The sequence below is a fragment of the Pyxidicoccus trucidator genome (assembly GCF_010894435.1).
Classification (GTDB): Bacteria; Myxococcota; Myxococcia; order Myxococcales; family Myxococcaceae; genus Myxococcus; species Myxococcus trucidator.
Genome location: NZ_JAAIXZ010000003.1, coordinates 721,897 through 737,927, shown reverse-complemented (window position 1 = coordinate 737,927; position 16,031 = coordinate 721,897). Strand labels below are relative to the sequence as shown.

Annotated in this window: 16 protein-coding genes and 1 pseudogene; 13 read left to right on the top strand and 4 right to left on the bottom strand. The window is 70.7% G+C overall.

The genetic code is table 11. The features are described from left to right. The first annotated feature begins 29 nt into the window (after nt 1–29). The 3 genes from G4D85_RS13005 (at nt 30) to G4D85_RS12995 (ending at nt 4,949) form a co-directional block, all read left to right on the top strand. On the top strand, nt 30–2,471 hold the full coding sequence (locus tag G4D85_RS13005) for an ATP-binding protein (RefSeq protein WP_205525529.1): 2,442 nt from the start codon (nt 30–32) through the stop codon (nt 2,469–2,471). Nucleotides 2,472–2,659: 188 nt separating this feature from the next. Further along, a complete protein-coding gene (gene mgtE / locus G4D85_RS13000; protein WP_164011626.1) occupies nt 2,660–3,985 on the top strand; it encodes a magnesium transporter in 1,326 nt (441 codons plus the stop codon). Between the two features lie 40 nt (nt 3,986–4,025). Beyond that, on the top strand, nt 4,026–4,949 hold the full coding sequence (locus G4D85_RS12995; protein ID WP_164011624.1) for a DUF6929 family protein: 924 nt from the start codon (nt 4,026–4,028) through the stop codon (nt 4,947–4,949). Nucleotides 4,950–4,971: 22 nt separating this feature from the next. On the opposite strand, the gene G4D85_RS12990 is transcribed toward G4D85_RS12995, so the two are convergent. Beyond that, a complete protein-coding gene (locus G4D85_RS12990) occupies nt 4,972–5,877 on the bottom strand; it encodes a tetratricopeptide repeat protein (RefSeq protein ID WP_164011622.1) in 906 nt (301 codons plus the stop codon). Beyond that, a complete protein-coding gene (locus tag G4D85_RS12985) occupies nt 5,877–6,131 on the bottom strand; it encodes a hypothetical protein (RefSeq protein ID WP_164011620.1) in 255 nt (84 codons plus the stop codon). The genes G4D85_RS12990 and G4D85_RS12985 overlap by 1 nt, the downstream gene beginning before the upstream one ends. Nucleotides 6,132–6,410: 279 nt before the next feature. On the opposite strand from G4D85_RS12985, the pseudogene G4D85_RS50720 reads away from it, so the two are divergent. From G4D85_RS50720 to G4D85_RS12955, 7 genes and pseudogenes are all read left to right on the top strand, one after another. Continuing rightward, nucleotides 6,411–6,569 (top strand): annotated as a pseudogene (locus G4D85_RS50720) (ATP-binding protein); the annotation flags it as partial. A 72-nt stretch (nt 6,570–6,641) separates the two neighbouring features. Continuing rightward, nucleotides 6,642–7,535 (top strand): AAA family ATPase, encoded by an 894-nt coding sequence (locus tag G4D85_RS12980; RefSeq protein WP_240359234.1) that lies wholly within the window; start codon nt 6,642–6,644, stop codon nt 7,533–7,535. Continuing rightward, a complete protein-coding gene (locus G4D85_RS12975; RefSeq protein WP_164011616.1) occupies nt 7,535–8,392 on the top strand; it encodes a hypothetical protein in 858 nt (285 codons plus the stop codon). The genes G4D85_RS12980 and G4D85_RS12975 overlap by 1 nt, the downstream gene beginning before the upstream one ends. A 20-nt stretch (nt 8,393–8,412) precedes the next feature. Further along, the gene (locus G4D85_RS12970) at nt 8,413–9,042 is read left to right on the top strand and encodes a SpoIIE family protein phosphatase (RefSeq protein ID WP_164011614.1); all 630 of its coding nucleotides are present in this window, start codon (nt 8,413–8,415) and stop codon (nt 9,040–9,042) included. Next, nucleotides 9,005–9,529, top strand: a complete 525-nt coding sequence (locus tag G4D85_RS12965) for an NADAR family protein (protein ID WP_275900285.1) — start codon at nt 9,005–9,007, stop codon at nt 9,527–9,529. Before G4D85_RS12970 ends, G4D85_RS12965 begins: the two co-directional genes overlap by 38 nt. Before the next feature lie 5 nt (nt 9,530–9,534). Continuing rightward, a complete protein-coding gene (locus G4D85_RS12960; RefSeq protein WP_164011610.1) occupies nt 9,535–10,368 on the top strand; it encodes an SDR family NAD(P)-dependent oxidoreductase in 834 nt (277 codons plus the stop codon). Beyond that, nucleotides 10,365–10,742 carry a hypothetical protein gene (locus tag G4D85_RS12955; protein WP_164011608.1) on the top strand — a complete coding sequence of 126 codons (378 nt, stop codon included), beginning with the start codon at nt 10,365–10,367 and terminating at the stop codon, nt 10,740–10,742. Before G4D85_RS12960 ends, G4D85_RS12955 begins: the two co-directional genes overlap by 4 nt. Nucleotides 10,743–10,764: 22 nt before the next feature. On the opposite strand, the gene G4D85_RS12950 is transcribed toward G4D85_RS12955, so the two are convergent. Beyond that, nucleotides 10,765–12,486: a rhomboid family intramembrane serine protease gene (locus G4D85_RS12950; protein WP_164011606.1), complete on the bottom strand. Its 1,722-nt coding sequence runs from the start codon at nt 12,484–12,486 to the stop codon at nt 10,765–10,767. Between the two features lie 229 nt (nt 12,487–12,715). Here G4D85_RS12950 and G4D85_RS12945 point away from each other — a divergent pair, with 229 nt between their 5' ends. The 3 genes from G4D85_RS12945 to G4D85_RS12935 are packed head-to-tail and all read left to right on the top strand — an operon-like array spanning nt 12,716 to nt 15,424. Then, nucleotides 12,716–13,636 (top strand): alpha/beta fold hydrolase, encoded by a 921-nt coding sequence (locus tag G4D85_RS12945; protein ID WP_164011605.1) that lies wholly within the window; start codon nt 12,716–12,718, stop codon nt 13,634–13,636. 34 nt (nt 13,637–13,670) lie between these two features. Further along, complete coding sequence (locus G4D85_RS12940) at nt 13,671–14,708, top strand: sensor histidine kinase (RefSeq protein WP_164011604.1); 1,038 nt, start codon at nt 13,671–13,673, stop codon at nt 14,706–14,708. Further along, the gene (locus G4D85_RS12935) at nt 14,705–15,424 is read left to right on the top strand and encodes a LytR/AlgR family response regulator transcription factor (RefSeq protein WP_164011603.1); all 720 of its coding nucleotides are present in this window, start codon (nt 14,705–14,707) and stop codon (nt 15,422–15,424) included. Before G4D85_RS12940 ends, G4D85_RS12935 begins: the two co-directional genes overlap by 4 nt. A gap of 45 nt (nt 15,425–15,469) precedes the next feature. Here the strand turns inward: G4D85_RS12935 and G4D85_RS12930 are convergent, their stop codons facing one another. Next, on the bottom strand, nt 15,470–15,862 hold the full coding sequence (locus G4D85_RS12930; RefSeq protein WP_164011817.1) for a hypothetical protein: 393 nt from the start codon (nt 15,860–15,862) through the stop codon (nt 15,470–15,472). Between the last annotated feature and the right edge of the window lie 169 nt (nt 15,863–16,031).

The window sequence follows — 16,031 nt, the reverse complement described above, 5'->3', positions numbered from 1 at the left end:
CACCGGGTGATGGCGCGGACCTGCTCGCCATGCTCGCTCCCCTGGGTCACCCCCTCCAGCGCCTGAGCGCGGAGGAGGCGATGCGCGCGGGGCGCACCGGCGAGCCGCCCCCCTGTGTCCTCATCGATGCCCGGAGCGGCTGGGCGGGCGGGCTCGAGACGGCCTTCCACCTGCGCGCGACACCCGCGCTGGAGCACACACCGCTGCTGCTGGTGGGGCGGCCGCCGTGTGACGAGGCGGACCTGCTGCGCGGCTACGCGCTGGGAGAGGTGGACTTCCTGCTGGAGCCGCTCCATGCGGAGGCCGTCCGCGCCAAGGTGCGCATGTGCCTGGAGCTGCGGCGCCAGAAGGGCTCCAGGCGCGCGGCGCAGGCGCGTGCCGGACAGGCGGAAGCCGCCGCGCGCGAGAGCGAGCGCGTGCTGGGCACCCTCCTGGGAAACGTGCCCGGCATGGTCTACCGCAGCCGCTACGAGCCCTTCTGGCCCCTGGTGTACGCCAGCGAAGGCACCCGGGCCCTCTGTGGCCATGGCCCCGAGGAGTTCACCCGGGACGGCCTCCGGTGGGGACACCTCATGACCCCGGAGGAATACGCGCGAGTCTGGGAGGAGATAGAGGCGGCGCTCGCCACCCGCTCCCCCTTCACCCTCACCTACCGCATCCGCACCCGCGCGGGAGAGGAGCGGTGGGTGTGGGAGCGCGGCGTGGGCATCTACGGGCCCGGGGGCGAGGTCCAGCTGCTGGAGGGCTTCATCACCGACATCACCGACTTCCGGCGCGCACAGGAGGAGCGGGAGAAGCTGCTGGTTCAGCAGCAGTCGGAGCGAGACAGGCTGGAGGCCATCCTCCAGCAGCTCCCCGTCGCGGTGCACATCGCCGAGGCCCCCTCGGGACGGACGCTGCACGCCAACGAGGAGGCAGAGCGGCTCATCGGCCATCCGATGCTCGAGACCACGTGCATCGCGGACTTCGCGCGCTACCGCGCCGTCCACCCGGACGGGCGCCGCTACAAGGGGGAGGAGTATCCCATGGCCCGGGTGCTGCTCACCGACGAGCCTTCGGGCGAGGAGGACATGCTGTACAGCCGCCCCGACGGCGCCGTGCGCACCTTCCGCATCAAGGCCGGCCCCATCCACGACCGCCAGGGGCGGCTGCGGGCGGTGGTGGCGGGCTTCGTGGACATCACCGAGCTCAAGCGGGCCAAGGAGGACCAGACCTTCCTCGCCATGGTGAGCGAGACGCTGGCCAGCTCGCTCGAGGCGGAGGCCACCCTGTCCCGGGTGGTGCGGCAGTGTGTCCCCCACCTCGGCGACGGCTGCTTCCTGGACCTGGTGGAGCCGGAGGGCGGCGTCTTCCGGCTGGCGGTGGCGCACCTGGACCCGGCCCGGGAGACGCTGGCCCGGGAGCTGTCCCGTCGCTATCCCCTCCAGCTCGACGCGCCCTTCGGGCCCGCCGCCGCCATCCGCACCGGGGAGACCTGGTGCCAGCCCTTCATCAATGGCAAGACACTCTCCCGCCTCTCGGCGGACGCCCCGCAGCTGGAGCTGCTGCGCGCGCTGGGCGTCACCTCCCTGCTGTCGGTGCCGCTGCGCTCCCGGGACCAGGTGCTCGGGGCGCTGACGTTCCTCCACGGGCGCGAGGACCGGCACCATGACGCCCAGGACCAGCGCGTGGCCGAGGACCTGGCCCGCCGGGCCGCGCTCGCGCTGGACAATGCGCGCCTCTATGACGAGGCCCAGTCCGCGGTGCGCGTGCGCGACGAGTTCATCACCGTGGCCTCGCACGAGCTGCGCACGCCCCTGACACCCCTGCAGCTGACGCTCGCCACCCTGGCGCGCGAGCTGTGGCAGGACGGCATCGCCTCCCACGACGCGCGGGCGCGACACCACCTGGACCTGGCGCGCGCGCAGGTGCGCAAGCTGACGGGGCTGGTGGGCGCGCTGCTCGACGTCGGGCGCCTCAACCATGGCCGGATGACGCTGGAGCTGGCGGAGACGGACCTGGGCGACGTGCTGAAGGAGGTGGCGGACTGGTTCGGCCCCGAGGCGGCGAAGGCCGGCTCGCTCCTGCGCATCGAGTCCGCGGAGGACACGCGCGGGCACTGGGACAGGCTGAGGCTGGAGCAGGTCGTCACCAACCTGCTCTCCAATGCCGTCCGCTATGGCGCCGGCGGCGACATCCACGCGCGCGTCGAGGACCTGGGGGACCAGGTGCGGCTGACGGTGCGGGACGAGGGCATCGGCATCTCCCCGCAGGACCAGGAGCGCATCTTCGGCCGCTTCGAGCGGGCCGTGTCCGGCCGGCACTATGGCGGCCTGGGGCTGGGCCTCTTCATCACCCGCAGCCTCGTGGAGGCGCTGGGCGGCAGCATCCAGGTGGAGAGCCGGCTGAAGGAGGGCTCCACCTTCATCGTCACCCTGCCCCGCGCGGGCCCCCGCGCCGAGCGCGTGGCCTACGCGGCCGCTCCCGGGTAGGCCGCCGCGCGCTGGCCCTGGCGGGCAGTTGGAGCCCACACGGACGGTGCGGGCCCGGAGCCCAGGTGACGAACGCACGAAATAGTGTGGAAAGTCGCCTGCCTGCCTCTCGCGGCGCCCACCACTCGGGTGTAGAGAGGCCCGCGCGCCGCGTGCACCGCGCGCTCCACCCGCTGGGAGGTGAGCCGATGATGGAAAGCCCTCAGAGCGCCGCGCTCTCCTTCGAGGAGTTGCACGAGGCGTGGCCGGTGCTCTCCATCGACGAGCGCCTGGAGGGCTTCCGGCTGCTGCCCACCGACGTGGCGGACGACTTCTTCATCGCCCTGTCCGCACGGGACCAGGCGGAGCTCATCCTCCACCTGCCGCCCGGCGAGCGCCGCACCTGGGTGCGGGTGCTGCCGCCCGACGACCTGGCGGACCTGGTGCAGGCGGTGGAGCCCGAGCAGGCGGAGTCCATCCTCTCGCAGCTCGACGACGCCAGCCGCCGCGAGGTCAACGTGCTGCTGGCCTACGCGGAGGACGACGCCGGCGGTCTGATGAACCCGCGCTTCGCCCGCGTGCGGCCGGAGATGAGCATCGACGAGGCCATCGGCTACCTGCGCAAGCAGGCGCGGGAGAAGGTGGAGACTGTCTATTACGCCTACGCGCTCGACGCCGGGCAGCACCTGCTGGGCGTGCTGTCGCTGCGCCAGCTCTTCCAGGCCGCCCCCGACAAGAAGGTGGCGGACGTCATGCAGAGCGACGTCATCACCGTGGCGGAGAACACGGACCAGGAGGCGGTGGGCCGGCTGTTCAGCGAGCACGGCTTCATGGCCCTGCCGGTGCTCGACGAGCAGAACCGGATGAAGGGCATCGTCACGGTGGACGACATCGTCGACGTCGTGCAGGAGGAGGCCACCGAGGACATCCAGAAGGTCGGCGGCATGGAGGCCCTCGAGGCGCCCTACTTCGAGGTGGGCTTCTTCGGCATGCTGAAGAAGCGCATTGGCTGGCTGCTGGTGCTCTTCCTGGGGCAGATGCTCACCGCCACCGCCATGAGCAGCTTCGAGGACGAAATCGCCACCGCCGTGGTGCTGAGCCTCTTCGTGCCGCTCATCATCTCCTCGGGTGGCAACTCCGGCAGCCAGACGTCCACGCTCATCATCCGCGCGCTGGCGCTGGGGGAGATGCGGCTGAAGGACTGGTGGCGCGTGGCCAAGCGCGAGGCGCTGTCCGGCCTGGTGCTGGGCCTGGTGCTGGGAGTGGTGGGCCTCTTGCGCATCGTCATCTGGCACTCCGTCTCGGATGCGTACGGTGAGCACTTCTTGCGGCTGGGAGTCGCGGTGGCGCTGTCCGTGCTGGGCGTGGTGACGTTCGGCACGCTGGCGGGCTCCATGCTGCCGCTGGTGCTGCGGCGCTTCGGGTTCGACCCCGCGAGCGCGTCCGCGCCCTTCGTGGCCACGCTGGTGGACGTCAGCGGCGTGGTCATCTACTTCACCGTCGCCAGCCTGATTCTGCGCGGTACGCTGCTCTGAAGCGGTAGGGCATCGCGGCCCGCTCGCGGGAGGCACGGCCATGATTCGCACCACCCTCAGGCGCACCCTCACCCTGGAGTCCCCGGAGGCGCCCGGCCGCCCCGCCCACGTGTCCGCCGCCAGCGGACTGGTGCGCGTGGGGCCCTGGCTCTACATCGTCGCGGATGACGCCCTGCACCTGGCCGTCTTCCCCGCGCAAGGCGACGCGCCGGGGCGCAGCGTGCGCCTCTTCCCGGGCGAGCTGCCGGACGAGGCGAAGGCGCGCAAGGCGGCCAAGCCGGACCTGGAGGTGCTGTGTCTGCTGGGGCCGCTTGCGGGCGCGCCGCACGGGGCGCTGCTGGCACTGCCCTCGGGCTCGGCGGAGACGCGGCGGCGCGGGGCGGTGGTGCGGCTGGGCGCGGACGGGACGCTGGCGGGCGGCGTGGCGACGGTGGACTGCACGGCGATGTACGCGCAGCTCGCGCGGGAGTTGGGGCCGCTCAACATCGAGGGCGCGGCGGTGGTGGGCGGGCGGCTGCGGCTGCTCAACCGGGGCAACGGGGACGTGGGCGTGGACGCGCTGGTGGACCTGGACCTGGAGCGCGCGCGGCGCGGGCTGGAGGTGGGCGCGCTGGGCCCGGACGTGCTGCGCACCACGCGACGGTGGGAGCTGGGCCGGGCCGGCGGGGTGCGCCTGTCCTTCACGGACGCGTCACCGCTGCCGGACGGGCGGCTGGTCTTCACCGCGGCGGCCGAGGACACGCGCGACGCCTACGCGGACGGGCGGGTGACGGGCTCGGCGGTGGGAGTGCTGGCACCGGACGGCTCGCCGCTGTTCCTGGACGCGGTGGACGCGAAGGTGAAGCTGGAGGGCGTGGACGCGCGGGTGGAGGGCGGACGCGTGCACCTGCTGCTGGTGGCGGACGCGGATGACCCGGCGGTGGCGGCGCCCCTCATGGAGGCGGTGCTGGACGTGCCGGCGTAGGACGGGCCCGAGGCCGCGAGCTTCAGTTGTGCTCGTTCGCGGCTTCTTCGGGCCGGCCGCCCACGGCCTCCAGCGAGCTGCGGGCCGGGCGGGCGCGGTCGAAGGCCGCCTCGCGCTGGCCCACGCCTTCCGCGGTGGTGTTGGAGATGCGCTTGCGGGCGCGGGCGATGTAGTCCTGCACCAGCGTCGGGTCCGGGTGCGTCTTCAGCGTCTCCACCCAGGTCTCAATCGCCTTCTCGTTGTCCCCGGCGTCGGCGCGCAGCTTGCCCATCTCGAAGAGGGCGTAGGGGGCCAGCTCGGAGTCCGGGAAGCGGGTGCGCAGGTCCGCGAAGGTGCGGGAGGCCTCCTGACGGCGGCCCTCCATCATCGCGACGGCCTGGGCCTGGAGGAAGATGGAGTCGTCCACGAAGGCGCTGGTGGGAAAGCGCTCGATGAGGCGGCGCGTCTCCAGCTCGACCTGCTGGTAGTCCGCGAGCTCGAAGTAGAGCTTGGCGACCTGGTAGTGCAGCTCGGCGCCCTGGGGCGGGTTGAGCTTGAGGGCGGTGGTGAGCTGGTCGATGGAGCCGCGCAGGTCGCGGTAGTGCACGCGCAGCAGCTCCGCGAGGATGATGCGCGCGTCGAGCGCCTCGGGGGAGTCGGGGCACTGCTGGATGAGCTCGCGGTAGACACCGACGGCTTCCTTCACCTTGCGCTGCTCCAGCCAGTAGACGTCGGCGGCGCCCTTGAGGGCGCGGGCGCGCAGGACGGACGCCTCGGGCGTGCTGTCGAGGCGCAGCCCGTCGAAGGCCTTGCGGTACTCGACGAGGGCCTCGTCGGGACGCTTCTCGAAGGTGGCGTCGCGGGCCTTCTGGAGGTGGTCCACGGGCTTGTCGCGGCAGCCCGCGCCAGCCAGGGCCAGGACGACGAGCGCGAGGCGTAGTGGCCGCACTAGCAGGCCTCCGGAATCACTGAGACGCACTTCGTGTCATCGCAGCTCACACACTCGGCCACGGGGGACACGTCGGTGACGCACACGTTGACGCGAGAGGTGCGAGGGCAGTCCTCGGCGGTGACACAGCGGTAGACCTCCCCGTCGTCACGGGTGATGTCCTGGGTCGTGGAGCCACAGACCTCCAGGTCATTGCATCCGAGAAAGGTCACCGCGACGACGGCGGCGAATGTTCCATAAGCGTCGCGTCTCACGGCGGCGGTTCTAGCCGGATTCGACCGCTACGTCACGGAACGCGGTGGTTGCCTGCCTGCTCTGGAGCCCACCATGTCCCGTGTGCGCGCGGGCTGTGAAGACGGGGAAAAGGGGTGTGTCGGGAAGAACCCGGTGGTGCCGGGGAATGGGCCCTGGCTGCCGCCGTCCGTCGGGAATGAGCACTCCTGGGGTGTTGCTCGTGCAGATGGAAATGCCGCAATGCGTCCGGGTTGTGGCACCGTGGAGACTACGCGCGGTCAGGAACCGAGGTCCTTCGGATGCCGTTCACACTCGTCGTTCGCAACTACCGAGCGCTCCAGCATGTGGAATGGAGCCCGGAAGGTGTATGCGCGCTCGTCGGGCCGAACGGAGCAGGCAAGAGCACGCTCCTGGATGTGCTCCAGCTGCTGCGTCATACCTTCGAGCAGGGTTTCGTTCGGGCCTTGAATGAGCGCGGAGGGCGCGACGGGCTCAGACACTTCGAAGCAGCCCCTGACCAGGGTGTGTTCTTGAGTGTCACCGCGAACAACGCGCACTGGGCGCTCACCGTTCCAGACGGTGCGATGAAGAACCCGGACTTCTATACGGAGGGTGTTCGCGGAGAGAACGGACTGGATGGCCTGCGCACGGGGACGCGAGACATCACGTTGGCGGGGAAGCAACTCCCTGCCGATGAGCGCAGCCTCCTGCGCGTCGCCTCCGATACCTTCCAGCTCACTCCTGGCCTCTTCGTCCTTCGATCGCTGGTGCAGTCCTACCGCTGCTTTTCGGAGTACCACCTCTCGCATCTGCGTGAGAGCGGCTCTACCATCACCTCCGACAAGACGCTCGACTTGCACGGACGCAACGTCTTCTCCCTCCTGCGCAACTGGCGGGACACACGTACCGACCGACCCCGGTACGACTTCGTGATGGACAACCTCCGCAAGCTCTTCCCGGATGTCTTCGCGGACCTGGACTTCGAGACCGCGGGGACGACGGTGACGGCGAGGGTGGTCACGCCGAAGCCCGACACGAGCTACCCCATCACCTTCGCGCCCAACGGCCTGCTCGTTGCCCTCCTGCACCTGTGCGCCGTGGCTTCGGTTCCCAATGACGGCATCGTCGCCATCGACGAGGTGGAGAACTCGCTCCACCCCTTCGCCATCAAGCACCTCATCGAGGCGTTCCGGACCTGGGCCGCGAAGACGAACAGCACCGTGCTGCTCGCCACCCACTCGCCCGTGGTGCTCGACCAATTCCGCGAGTGCCCCGAGCAGGTGTTCGTCATGGAGAAGGGCCAGCCCACCAACCCGATGCCGCTGCCCAGGGTCCGAGACCCCGAGTACCTCTCGCACTTCTCGCTGGGCGACCTCTACGCGCATCTGGAGTTCGGCTCGCCTGTGGAGCCTCAGCAGAGCTGATGAAACAGGTCGTCCTCATCACCACCGGCCGCTGCGAGCAGCTCGCGCTGGGTGACTCGCTGAAGCGCTACTTCCCGGATGCGACGTTCGTCGCACCCGAGCCTCGCGACTCGTTCACCAGCACGCGCATCCGACTGACCTCGGCCCCACCGCCACGCCCCGGTGGTCCGCTATCCGTGGTGGACCGGCTCGCACAAGCCATGGTCGCCTCGACAGACCCGGGACGGAATGGCGTGCCGCCGGACCTCGTCATCGCTGTCGATGATGTGGAGCTGGTGAACCTGGACCAGCTCGCGGTGGTGACCTCGACACTCCGGAACGCGGTGAAGCGACACCTCGATACCTACGCGTGGCCCAGCACCCGCCGACGGGAGCAGGCCGCCGAGCGTATCCGCGAGCACTGCTCATTCCACCTGCTGTCTCCCATGGTGGAGGCGTACTTCTTCGGTGAGCCCGCGGCACTGACTCGCGCTGGCGCAAAGCGCCCCTCCACCGTCGATGCAACAACCCACGATGTCGAAGACTTCGTGACCGAAGAAGCGCCGTTCCTCGCGACGCCAGACGGCACAAAGCACTGGGCTACGGCGGACCGGAAGAAGCACCCGAAGCGGTACCTCCAGTACCTCATCGATCCAGAGGGCACGGATGCGAAGTCCTACCGCGAGTCAGAGGGCGGCGCGCGCGCTTTGCGCGAGCTGAACTGGCCCGGAGTGCTCTCCATCGACGCGCATACCCGGTTGGCCCGCTCCCTCTTCTCGGACCTTGCTGATGCGCTCGGGGTAGACAATCCGGCACCCGGCCCCTGCCACCCGCTCACTGCGAGCCGAAGCGCGGATCGCGTCCTGCGCAACCTCTGATTCATTCCTGGAGGCCCGGTATGCCGCGCTTCGAGACAGCACAGGTGGTGGAGCCCCACGCGGAGACGAGCGCGGACCACGTGGCCGTCCTGCCCCTGGGTGAGGCCATGGTGCTCGTGGTCGCGGATGGCGCGGGCAACTCGAGGCGCGGAGTTGATGCCGCCGCTGGCGTGGTCCGCGCGGTGCGGGCCGCCACGGTCGACCGCTCCGACCTCTTGCGGCCCGAGGCGTGGAGCAACCTCCTGGAACAGTGCGACCACCTGCTGGCGTCGACTGGGCATGGCGGAGAGACCACCGCGGTGGCCGCCTGCGTCACGGAGGGCCGCATCATCGGCGCCAGCGTTGGAGACTCCGAGCTGTGGCTGATTCACGGTGACTCGCACACCGTCGTTACCCAGCACCAGCGCCGCAAGCCCCTGCTCGGGAGTGGTGAGGCCCTGCCGGTCTATTTCGACGTGCCGTGGAATGGCGGAACGCTGCTTGCAGGGACGGATGGTCTGTTCAAGTACGCCGACGCACCTCGCATCCGCGCCGTGGCCTCCGGCCCGGACCTCGCTGCCTCTGCCCGTGAGCTGGCGGCGCTTCCCAGGTTGGTGTCAGGTGGCTTGCAGGATGACGTCGGTCTCACGCTGTGCCGACCCCGGCACTGACTTGCGCATCCGCGCCAGGCTGCACCGCGAGGGCCCATCCATGTCCGAGTCCGAGGTCATCCACTTCTACAGCGTCACCGACGACCATGGCTGGTGCTCGAACTTCGCGCCCTACCCCATCAAGCTCCGTGGCCGGACGTGGCCCACGAGCGAGCACTTCTTCCAGGCCCAGAAGTTCGAGGACGCCGACGACCAGGAAGAGGTCCGCCAGGCCCGGACGCCGATGCTCGCCGCTCGCATGGGTCGAGACCGCAAGCGCAAGCTGCGGCGGGACTGGGAGTCCACCAGGGTCTCCGTCATGCGCGAGGCCGTCCGGGCGAAGTTCACCCAGCACGCGGACCTCACCCGGCTCCTGCTCGACACCGGCGACGCGAAGCTCGTCGAGCACACCGAACAGGACGACTACTGGGGCGATGGCGGAGACGGCAGCGGAAGGAACATGCTGGGCCGCATCCTGATGGAGGTCCGCGAGGAGCTCCGGAGATAGCACGCATGAGCCTTCCCCCGCGTCCCCGAGCAGTCGTCACCGGTGCCGGCAGTGGCCTGGGCCGCGCGCTTTGCGAAGCACTCGCCCGGAGACAGGCCCGCGTGCTCGTCTCCGACATCAACGCGGTCTCCGCCGAGGAGACCGCCCAGCGCGTCATCGCCGCCGGTGGCGAGGCCCACGTCCACGTGTGCAACGTCGCCAACCCGGAACAGGTCGAGGCCCTGGCCCAGGCCGCCGAGAGCGCCTTCGGTGGCGTGGACCTGCTCGTCAACAACGCGGGTGTGCTGAGCGCGGGGCGCGTGGGGGAGCTGCCGCTCGCGGACTGGAAGCATGTGCTGGACGTCAACCTGTGGGGCGTCATCCACGGCTGCCATGCCTTCGTCCCGCGCCTGCGCAAACAGGGCTCGGGGCACATCCTCAACATCGCCTCGGCGGCGGGGCTCCTGTACGCGCCCGACCTCGCGCCCTACAACGCCTCCAAGGCCGCCGTGGTGGCGCTGTCCGAGACACTCTCAGCGGAGCTGCGCACCGCCGGCGTCGGCGTCACCGTTGCCTGTCCCACCTTCTTCCGCACCAACATCGCCAGCTCGGGCCACTACTCCGACGACACGCTCCGCACCCTCGGCACCCGCATGGTCGACACGGCCCGCGTGGGCCCGGACGTCGTCGCACAGAAGCTTCTGAAGGCCGTGGACCGTGGCGCGCTCTACGTGCTCCCCATGGCCGATGCGCGGTGGGGCTGGCGCTTGCGGCGGCTGTCTCCCGGCCTGTTCCACCGTGCCGTCGTCGCTTTCGACGGCTACATGCGCAGGCGGCTCCTGCGGTCGGGCAAGCCTTGAGCGCACACCCCGCTCCGGCTCCCAGCCGCGACAGCGAGGCACCGACTCGTGGGCCCGTCTCCACCGCTCGCGCCATTGGCAGCGGGCTGTTCTCCCTCGCGGCGCTCACCGTGGGTGGAGGCGCGCTCGGGCTGACGGTGGGCGTGCTCACCGACAAGGCGCTGCGGCAAGATGCGCACGGCTTCCCGGGCCTGTTCGGGCTGCTCCTGGGCACTCCGGTGGGGGCGCTGCTGGGACTTGTCGTCGGGCTGTGGCTGCTGCGCCGTCAGACTGTGGGCCAGCGAGTCCGGACTGGCGGGCTCGCGCTCGCGGTGGCGGCGGCCTGTGCGCTCGGGCTGTTCGGCGCGGTGCAGTTCGAGCTCATGCGCTGGTAGGCACGCACGGGTGCGGCTCAGCTCACGGTGTCGTGCCGCACAGTCCCAGCTCGACGAGCCCTGACGGCAGCTGTCCGTCCTCGCCCGCCACGCAGAAGGGCTTCACCAGGGCTTGCGCCTCGTCCTTGCGGCCCTGCTCCACGAGCACGCGCCCCAGCTCCTCGTGCAGCAGGAGGGGCAGCACCGAGCCCTCGAAGAAGTGCTCCAGGATGTGCGGCTCGGAGAGCGCGGTGCGCAGCTCCCGCTCGGCTCCGGGCAGGTCGTTCGCCTCCATCAACACCAGCGCCTGGAACAGGTGCGCTCGCGGGTCTCTCGGGTAACGCGCGAGCAGGTCCTTCGCCTGCTCCATCCCCGCAGCATGTGTCTCGGGCAGCGCCTCCGCGGGAATCAGCTCCAGCTCCAGCGCGGAGTCCTGCCGGTACTGGAATGCGAACCCCATGCTCACCATCAGCGCCACCGTCGCCAGCACGCCCACCGCTCCCATGGGCGTCGTCGCGGGCGGCACCGGCTCCTTCCGCGCCCATGCTCGCGCCAGCAGCAGCCCCACCGCGCCTCCGGCGAGCGCGCCACCGACGTGCGCCGCGAAGTCAATCTCTCCGCCCGTCCGCGACATGCCAATGGGAATCAACGAGGGAATCAGTAGCTGCAATGACAAGACTTGAAGTTGCGCCCGCTCCGGTCCCCGGGGAATGCGCCGGCTCAGGGCCAGCAGTGCCGCCAACAGGCCCATCAACACACCCGACGCGCCCACCGACACCACCGAGTCGGCGTTGATGGCCATCGACAGCGCCCCACCGCCCAGCGCCCCCGCGAGGAACAGCAGCCCCGTCCACGCGCGGCCCAGCAGTCCCTCCACCGTCGCCGTCACGAACCACAGACAGACGCCGTTGAGCAGCAGGTGGAAGATGTCGCCGTGAAGCAGTGGCGCCATCAGCAGGCGCCACCACTGTCCCGCCTCCAGCACCAACATTGAATTCACCCCGCCCATCGCCACCAGCGTCTGCACTCCGGGCGCGAGCAGGCCGTCTCCCTTCTCCCCCACGCCGAAGAGGTGCTCCGCCGCGAAGCCGAGCACCATCGCCACCAGCAGCGCGGGGGAGAGCACCGGCGTGCGCTCCGGCACCTCCGCCAGCGTCTCCTCCGCCACCACCTGACGCGGCTCCGACACCAGCCGGCGCAGGTAGCGGGCGGACACCTTGGCGCGGCGCCACGTGCTCGCCCACACCGCTCCCGGGGCCGTGGTGTCCACGTGCATCGCGTGCAGGTGCACCTTGTGGAACAGCCCCAGGCGGTAGCGCTCCAGCCGCTGCCGGTCCTCCTCTGTCGCGGGCGTCCGCCCTACCTCGATGACCTGGAGCCCCACCGGCAGCTTCGTGCCGCTCACCGTGCCCGTGTACTTGAGGCACTCCTTGCCGATGCGCTCGAGCGCCGCCACGTCCAGGCCGAAGCGCCGCGAGGTCTCGCGCTCCCGGTCCACGAGGCAGACGAGGACCATCGACATTCCATCCGAGTACGTCAGCACCGCGTCCGAGGCCGCGACCAGCTCCGCTGCCTCGGGGACTGGCTCCTCGCGGAAGCCCTCCTCCGCCACCAGCCTCCGGGCGAGGTACCGCGCGAAGGACTCCTCCACGACCGCCATCGGCGCGGCGGGCACTTCCACGAGTGCCACCTGCGAGGCGGGCGCCTCCGACGCGGACTGCGAGTCCGGGGAGGGAGAAGGCTCGAACGGGTCAGGCGTGGACACGGAGGACTTCCCTTCAGGCGAGGCAACTCCCGCGAGCCTGCCCGAAGCGTGAAGGTCCCCGCCAGCCACACACCGCGCCACCGCTCATCCCGCCCACGAGCCACTCAGTCCCCGCCAGCCACCGAGCCTCCCCGCCGCTCATCCCGTCCCCGAACCGCTCATGGAGTATCCACGGAGCCCACGCCCCGGGTGCGTACCTTCCTCCCCGTACCCACTTCGGGAGTCCGCCATGCCCCGTGTCCCCGTCCTCGCCTCACTGCTCGTCACCCTCGCCCTGCTCACCGGCTGCGCCACCACCTCCGGCGCGTCCACCCCTTCCGCCCCCCAGCCCTTCCATGTGGAGCGCTCCGGCAAGGGCCGCCCGCTGGTCTTCATCCCCGGCCTCGCCTCGTCCGGCGAGGTGTGGAGCGAGACGGTGGCGCACCTCCAGGGCCGCTACGACTGCCACGTCCTCACCCTGGCCGGCTTCGCGGGCCAGCCCGCCATCCCCGCGCCCTTCTTCGCCACCGAGCGCCGCGCGCTGGCCGACTACCTCCGCTCGCAGGGGCTGGAGAAGCCCATCCTCGTCGGCCACAGCCTCGGCGGTGTGCTGGCGCTCGCGGTGGCCGCGGACGCGCCCGAGCTCGTGGGCGGCGTCGTCATCGTCGACAGCCTCCCCTTCCTCCCCGCCGCCATGGACCCGAGCGCCACCGCCGACAGCATGCGCCCTCGCGCGGAGGAGATGCGCACCCTCATGCGCATGCAGACGGTGGAGCAGCGGAGCATGCAGTCGCGCATGGTGCTTCGCGGCTACATCTCCGATGAGTCGAAGGTGGACGTCGCCGCCCGCTGGGGCGCGGACTCGGACCCGGAGACCGTGAACCAGGCCATCTACGAGCTGACCACCACCGACCTGCGCCCCGAGCTGTCGCGCATCACCGTCCCCACCCTGGTGCTGGGCTCGTGGATTGCCCTCAAGGGCCGCGTCCCTCGCGAGGCCGTCGAAGCCGTCTACCGGAGCCAGTACGCGAAGCTGTCCACCGGCCGCGTCGTCATGAGCGACACGGCCCGGCACTTCATCATGTGGGACGACCCGGAGGGCTTCTTCCGTGAGCTTGACGGCTTCCTCGGCACCCACGCGTCCGTCGCGCAGGTAGAGCCGCGCCAGTGAGTGTGGTGGACTCACGCCTTTCCGGAGCCTTTCGATGATGTCCTCGCGCGCCAGGGTGTACGTGGCCTGCCAGCTCGGCGGCTGGGGCCTCTATGGCCTCGTCAACACCCTGCTGGCGTGGAGCAGCCCCGTCACCCCGCTGGCGTGGTGGCTGTTCTGCCTCTCTGGCGCCGTGCTCACCCACCTGGCCCGCACGCGGCTGCCCCTGCGCGCGTGGGCCGCGCTGCCCCTGCCCGCCCTGGCCGTGCGCGTCCTCGCCACCGCGCTGGGGCTCGGGCTGGTGCAGGACCTGGTGGCCTTCGTGCTGGGCGTGTTCGTGCTCCGCCTGTACACGCTGGAGCAGGCCTCCGTGTTCGGCTTCGTCAGCAGCAGCATCATCTGGACGCTGATGATGCTGATGTGGCTGGTCCTCTACTTCGCCATCCACGCCGTGGAGCGCGCACGGCGGGCGGAGCTGGAGCGCTGGAAGCTGGAGGCCGCCGCCCAGGCCGCCGAGCTGCGCTTCCTCAAGGCCCAGCTCCAGCCGCACTTCCTCTTCAACTGCCTCAACAGCGTGCGCGCCCTCATCTCCGAGGACCCCGCCCGCGCGCAGGAAGTCGTCACCCGCCTGTCCGCGCTGCTGCGCTACGCGCTCGCCGCCCGGGGACCGGAGACGGTGCCCCTGGAGCGCGAGCTGCAAGTCGTGCGCGACTACCTGGGCCTGGAGGGCGTGCGCCTGGAGTCCCGCCTGCGCGTGCGCGAGGACGTGGAGCCCGCCGCGCTCGGCGTCTCCGTGCCCGCCATGCTCGTGCAGACGCTGGTGGAGAACGCCATCAAGCACGGCGTGGGACTGACTCCGGAGGGCGGTGAAGTGACGGTCTCCGCTCGCGTGCGCGACGGCGCGCTCCACCTGGAGGTCGCCAACACCGCCACGCTCCCTCCCACCACTCCGCGCCCCGAGAGCGGTGGCGTGGGCCTCCACAACGCGAGCGAGCGGCTGCGCCTGCTGTGCGGCGCCGACGCCTCGCTCCACCTCGACCGGACGCAGGCGGCCCTCACGACGGCGCGCGTCCGCATTCCCCTGCCCGCATGAGAGCCCTCATCGCCGACGACGAGCGTCTGGCCCGCGCCGAGCTGCGCCGCCTGCTCGCGGCCTTCCCCGATGTCGAGGTGGTGGGCGAGGCCTCCCACGTGGAGGAGACCTGCCGACAGGTGGAGGCCCTGTCCCCGGACCTGCTGCTGCTCGACATCCAGATGCCCGGCGGCACCGGCTTCGACGTGTTGGCGCGCCTGGACGAACCGCCGGACGTGGTGTTCACCACCGCGTTCGACGAGCACGCCGTGCGCGCCTTCCAGGTGAACGCGCTCGACTACCTCCTCAAGCCCATCGAGCCCGCACGCCTCGCCGAGGCCTTGGAGCGCGTGCGCCAGCGCGGCCGCGCGGCCCGTGTCCCCACGACACCGCAGGCCCAGGGCACACCGCTGGAGCGCGTCTTCGTGAGGGACGGCGAGCGCTGCTGGCTGGTGCAGCTCGCGCAGGTGCCGCTCATCACCTCGGAGGGCAACTACTCACGGCTGGTGCTCGAAGGACACCAGCCCCTGCTGCTGCGCTCGCTGAGCTACCTGGAGGAACGACTGGATTCGGCGCGCTTCTTCCGCGCCAGTCGCCAGCACCTCATCAACCTGGACTTCATCGAAGCGCTGGAGCCCGGCCCCGGCGGCACGCTGGTGGCGCGCCTGCGCGGCGGACGCGAGGTGGAGCTGTCGCGCCGCCAGTCCCAGCGCTTCCGTGAGCGGATGAGTCTTTGAGAGCCCGCTTGAGAGCCCGTTCAAGAGCCCGCTCAAGAACCGGCGTCAGTTGTTGCCGCGCTTGGGCGCCTTGCCGGAGGTGAGCACCGAGGAGTCCACCGCGGCCACCGTGCCCCGGCGGCGCTTCATCTGGCGCGCCTTCTCCTCCTGCTTGTCGTAGTGCTTCATCAGCGCCATGAGGTGCGTGTCCGCCGTCTGGCAGTGCAGCTGCGTCACCTGCTGGTGCCGGCGCCCCATCTCCTGCCACGTCTGGAGCATGGCCTGGTTGCCCAGGAGCCGCTCCTCGACGTCGTCGAGCGCGACGTCCAGCTCCTCGGCCTCGGCCTCCAGCGCGGCCAGACGCTCCTCGGACTCCGACGAGGGAGACATGCAGCCCGTCCCCAGGGAGAGTCCCACCGCCGCCACGCCCAGCCCGAGCCACATCCGCCGAATCCCCACGTCGCCTCCCATGTGTCTCGCGCCTTCACGGCCCGATGCGCGAGACCCAAACTAGGGAGGCCCCCCCGGAGCGACAACCCGGGCAAGCACCCCGGGCAGTCGTTTTTTCAGCAGGCGACGCTTCTCAACACCTGATTCTCAGGGTGCCTGACGGTGTTGGAGGATGAAC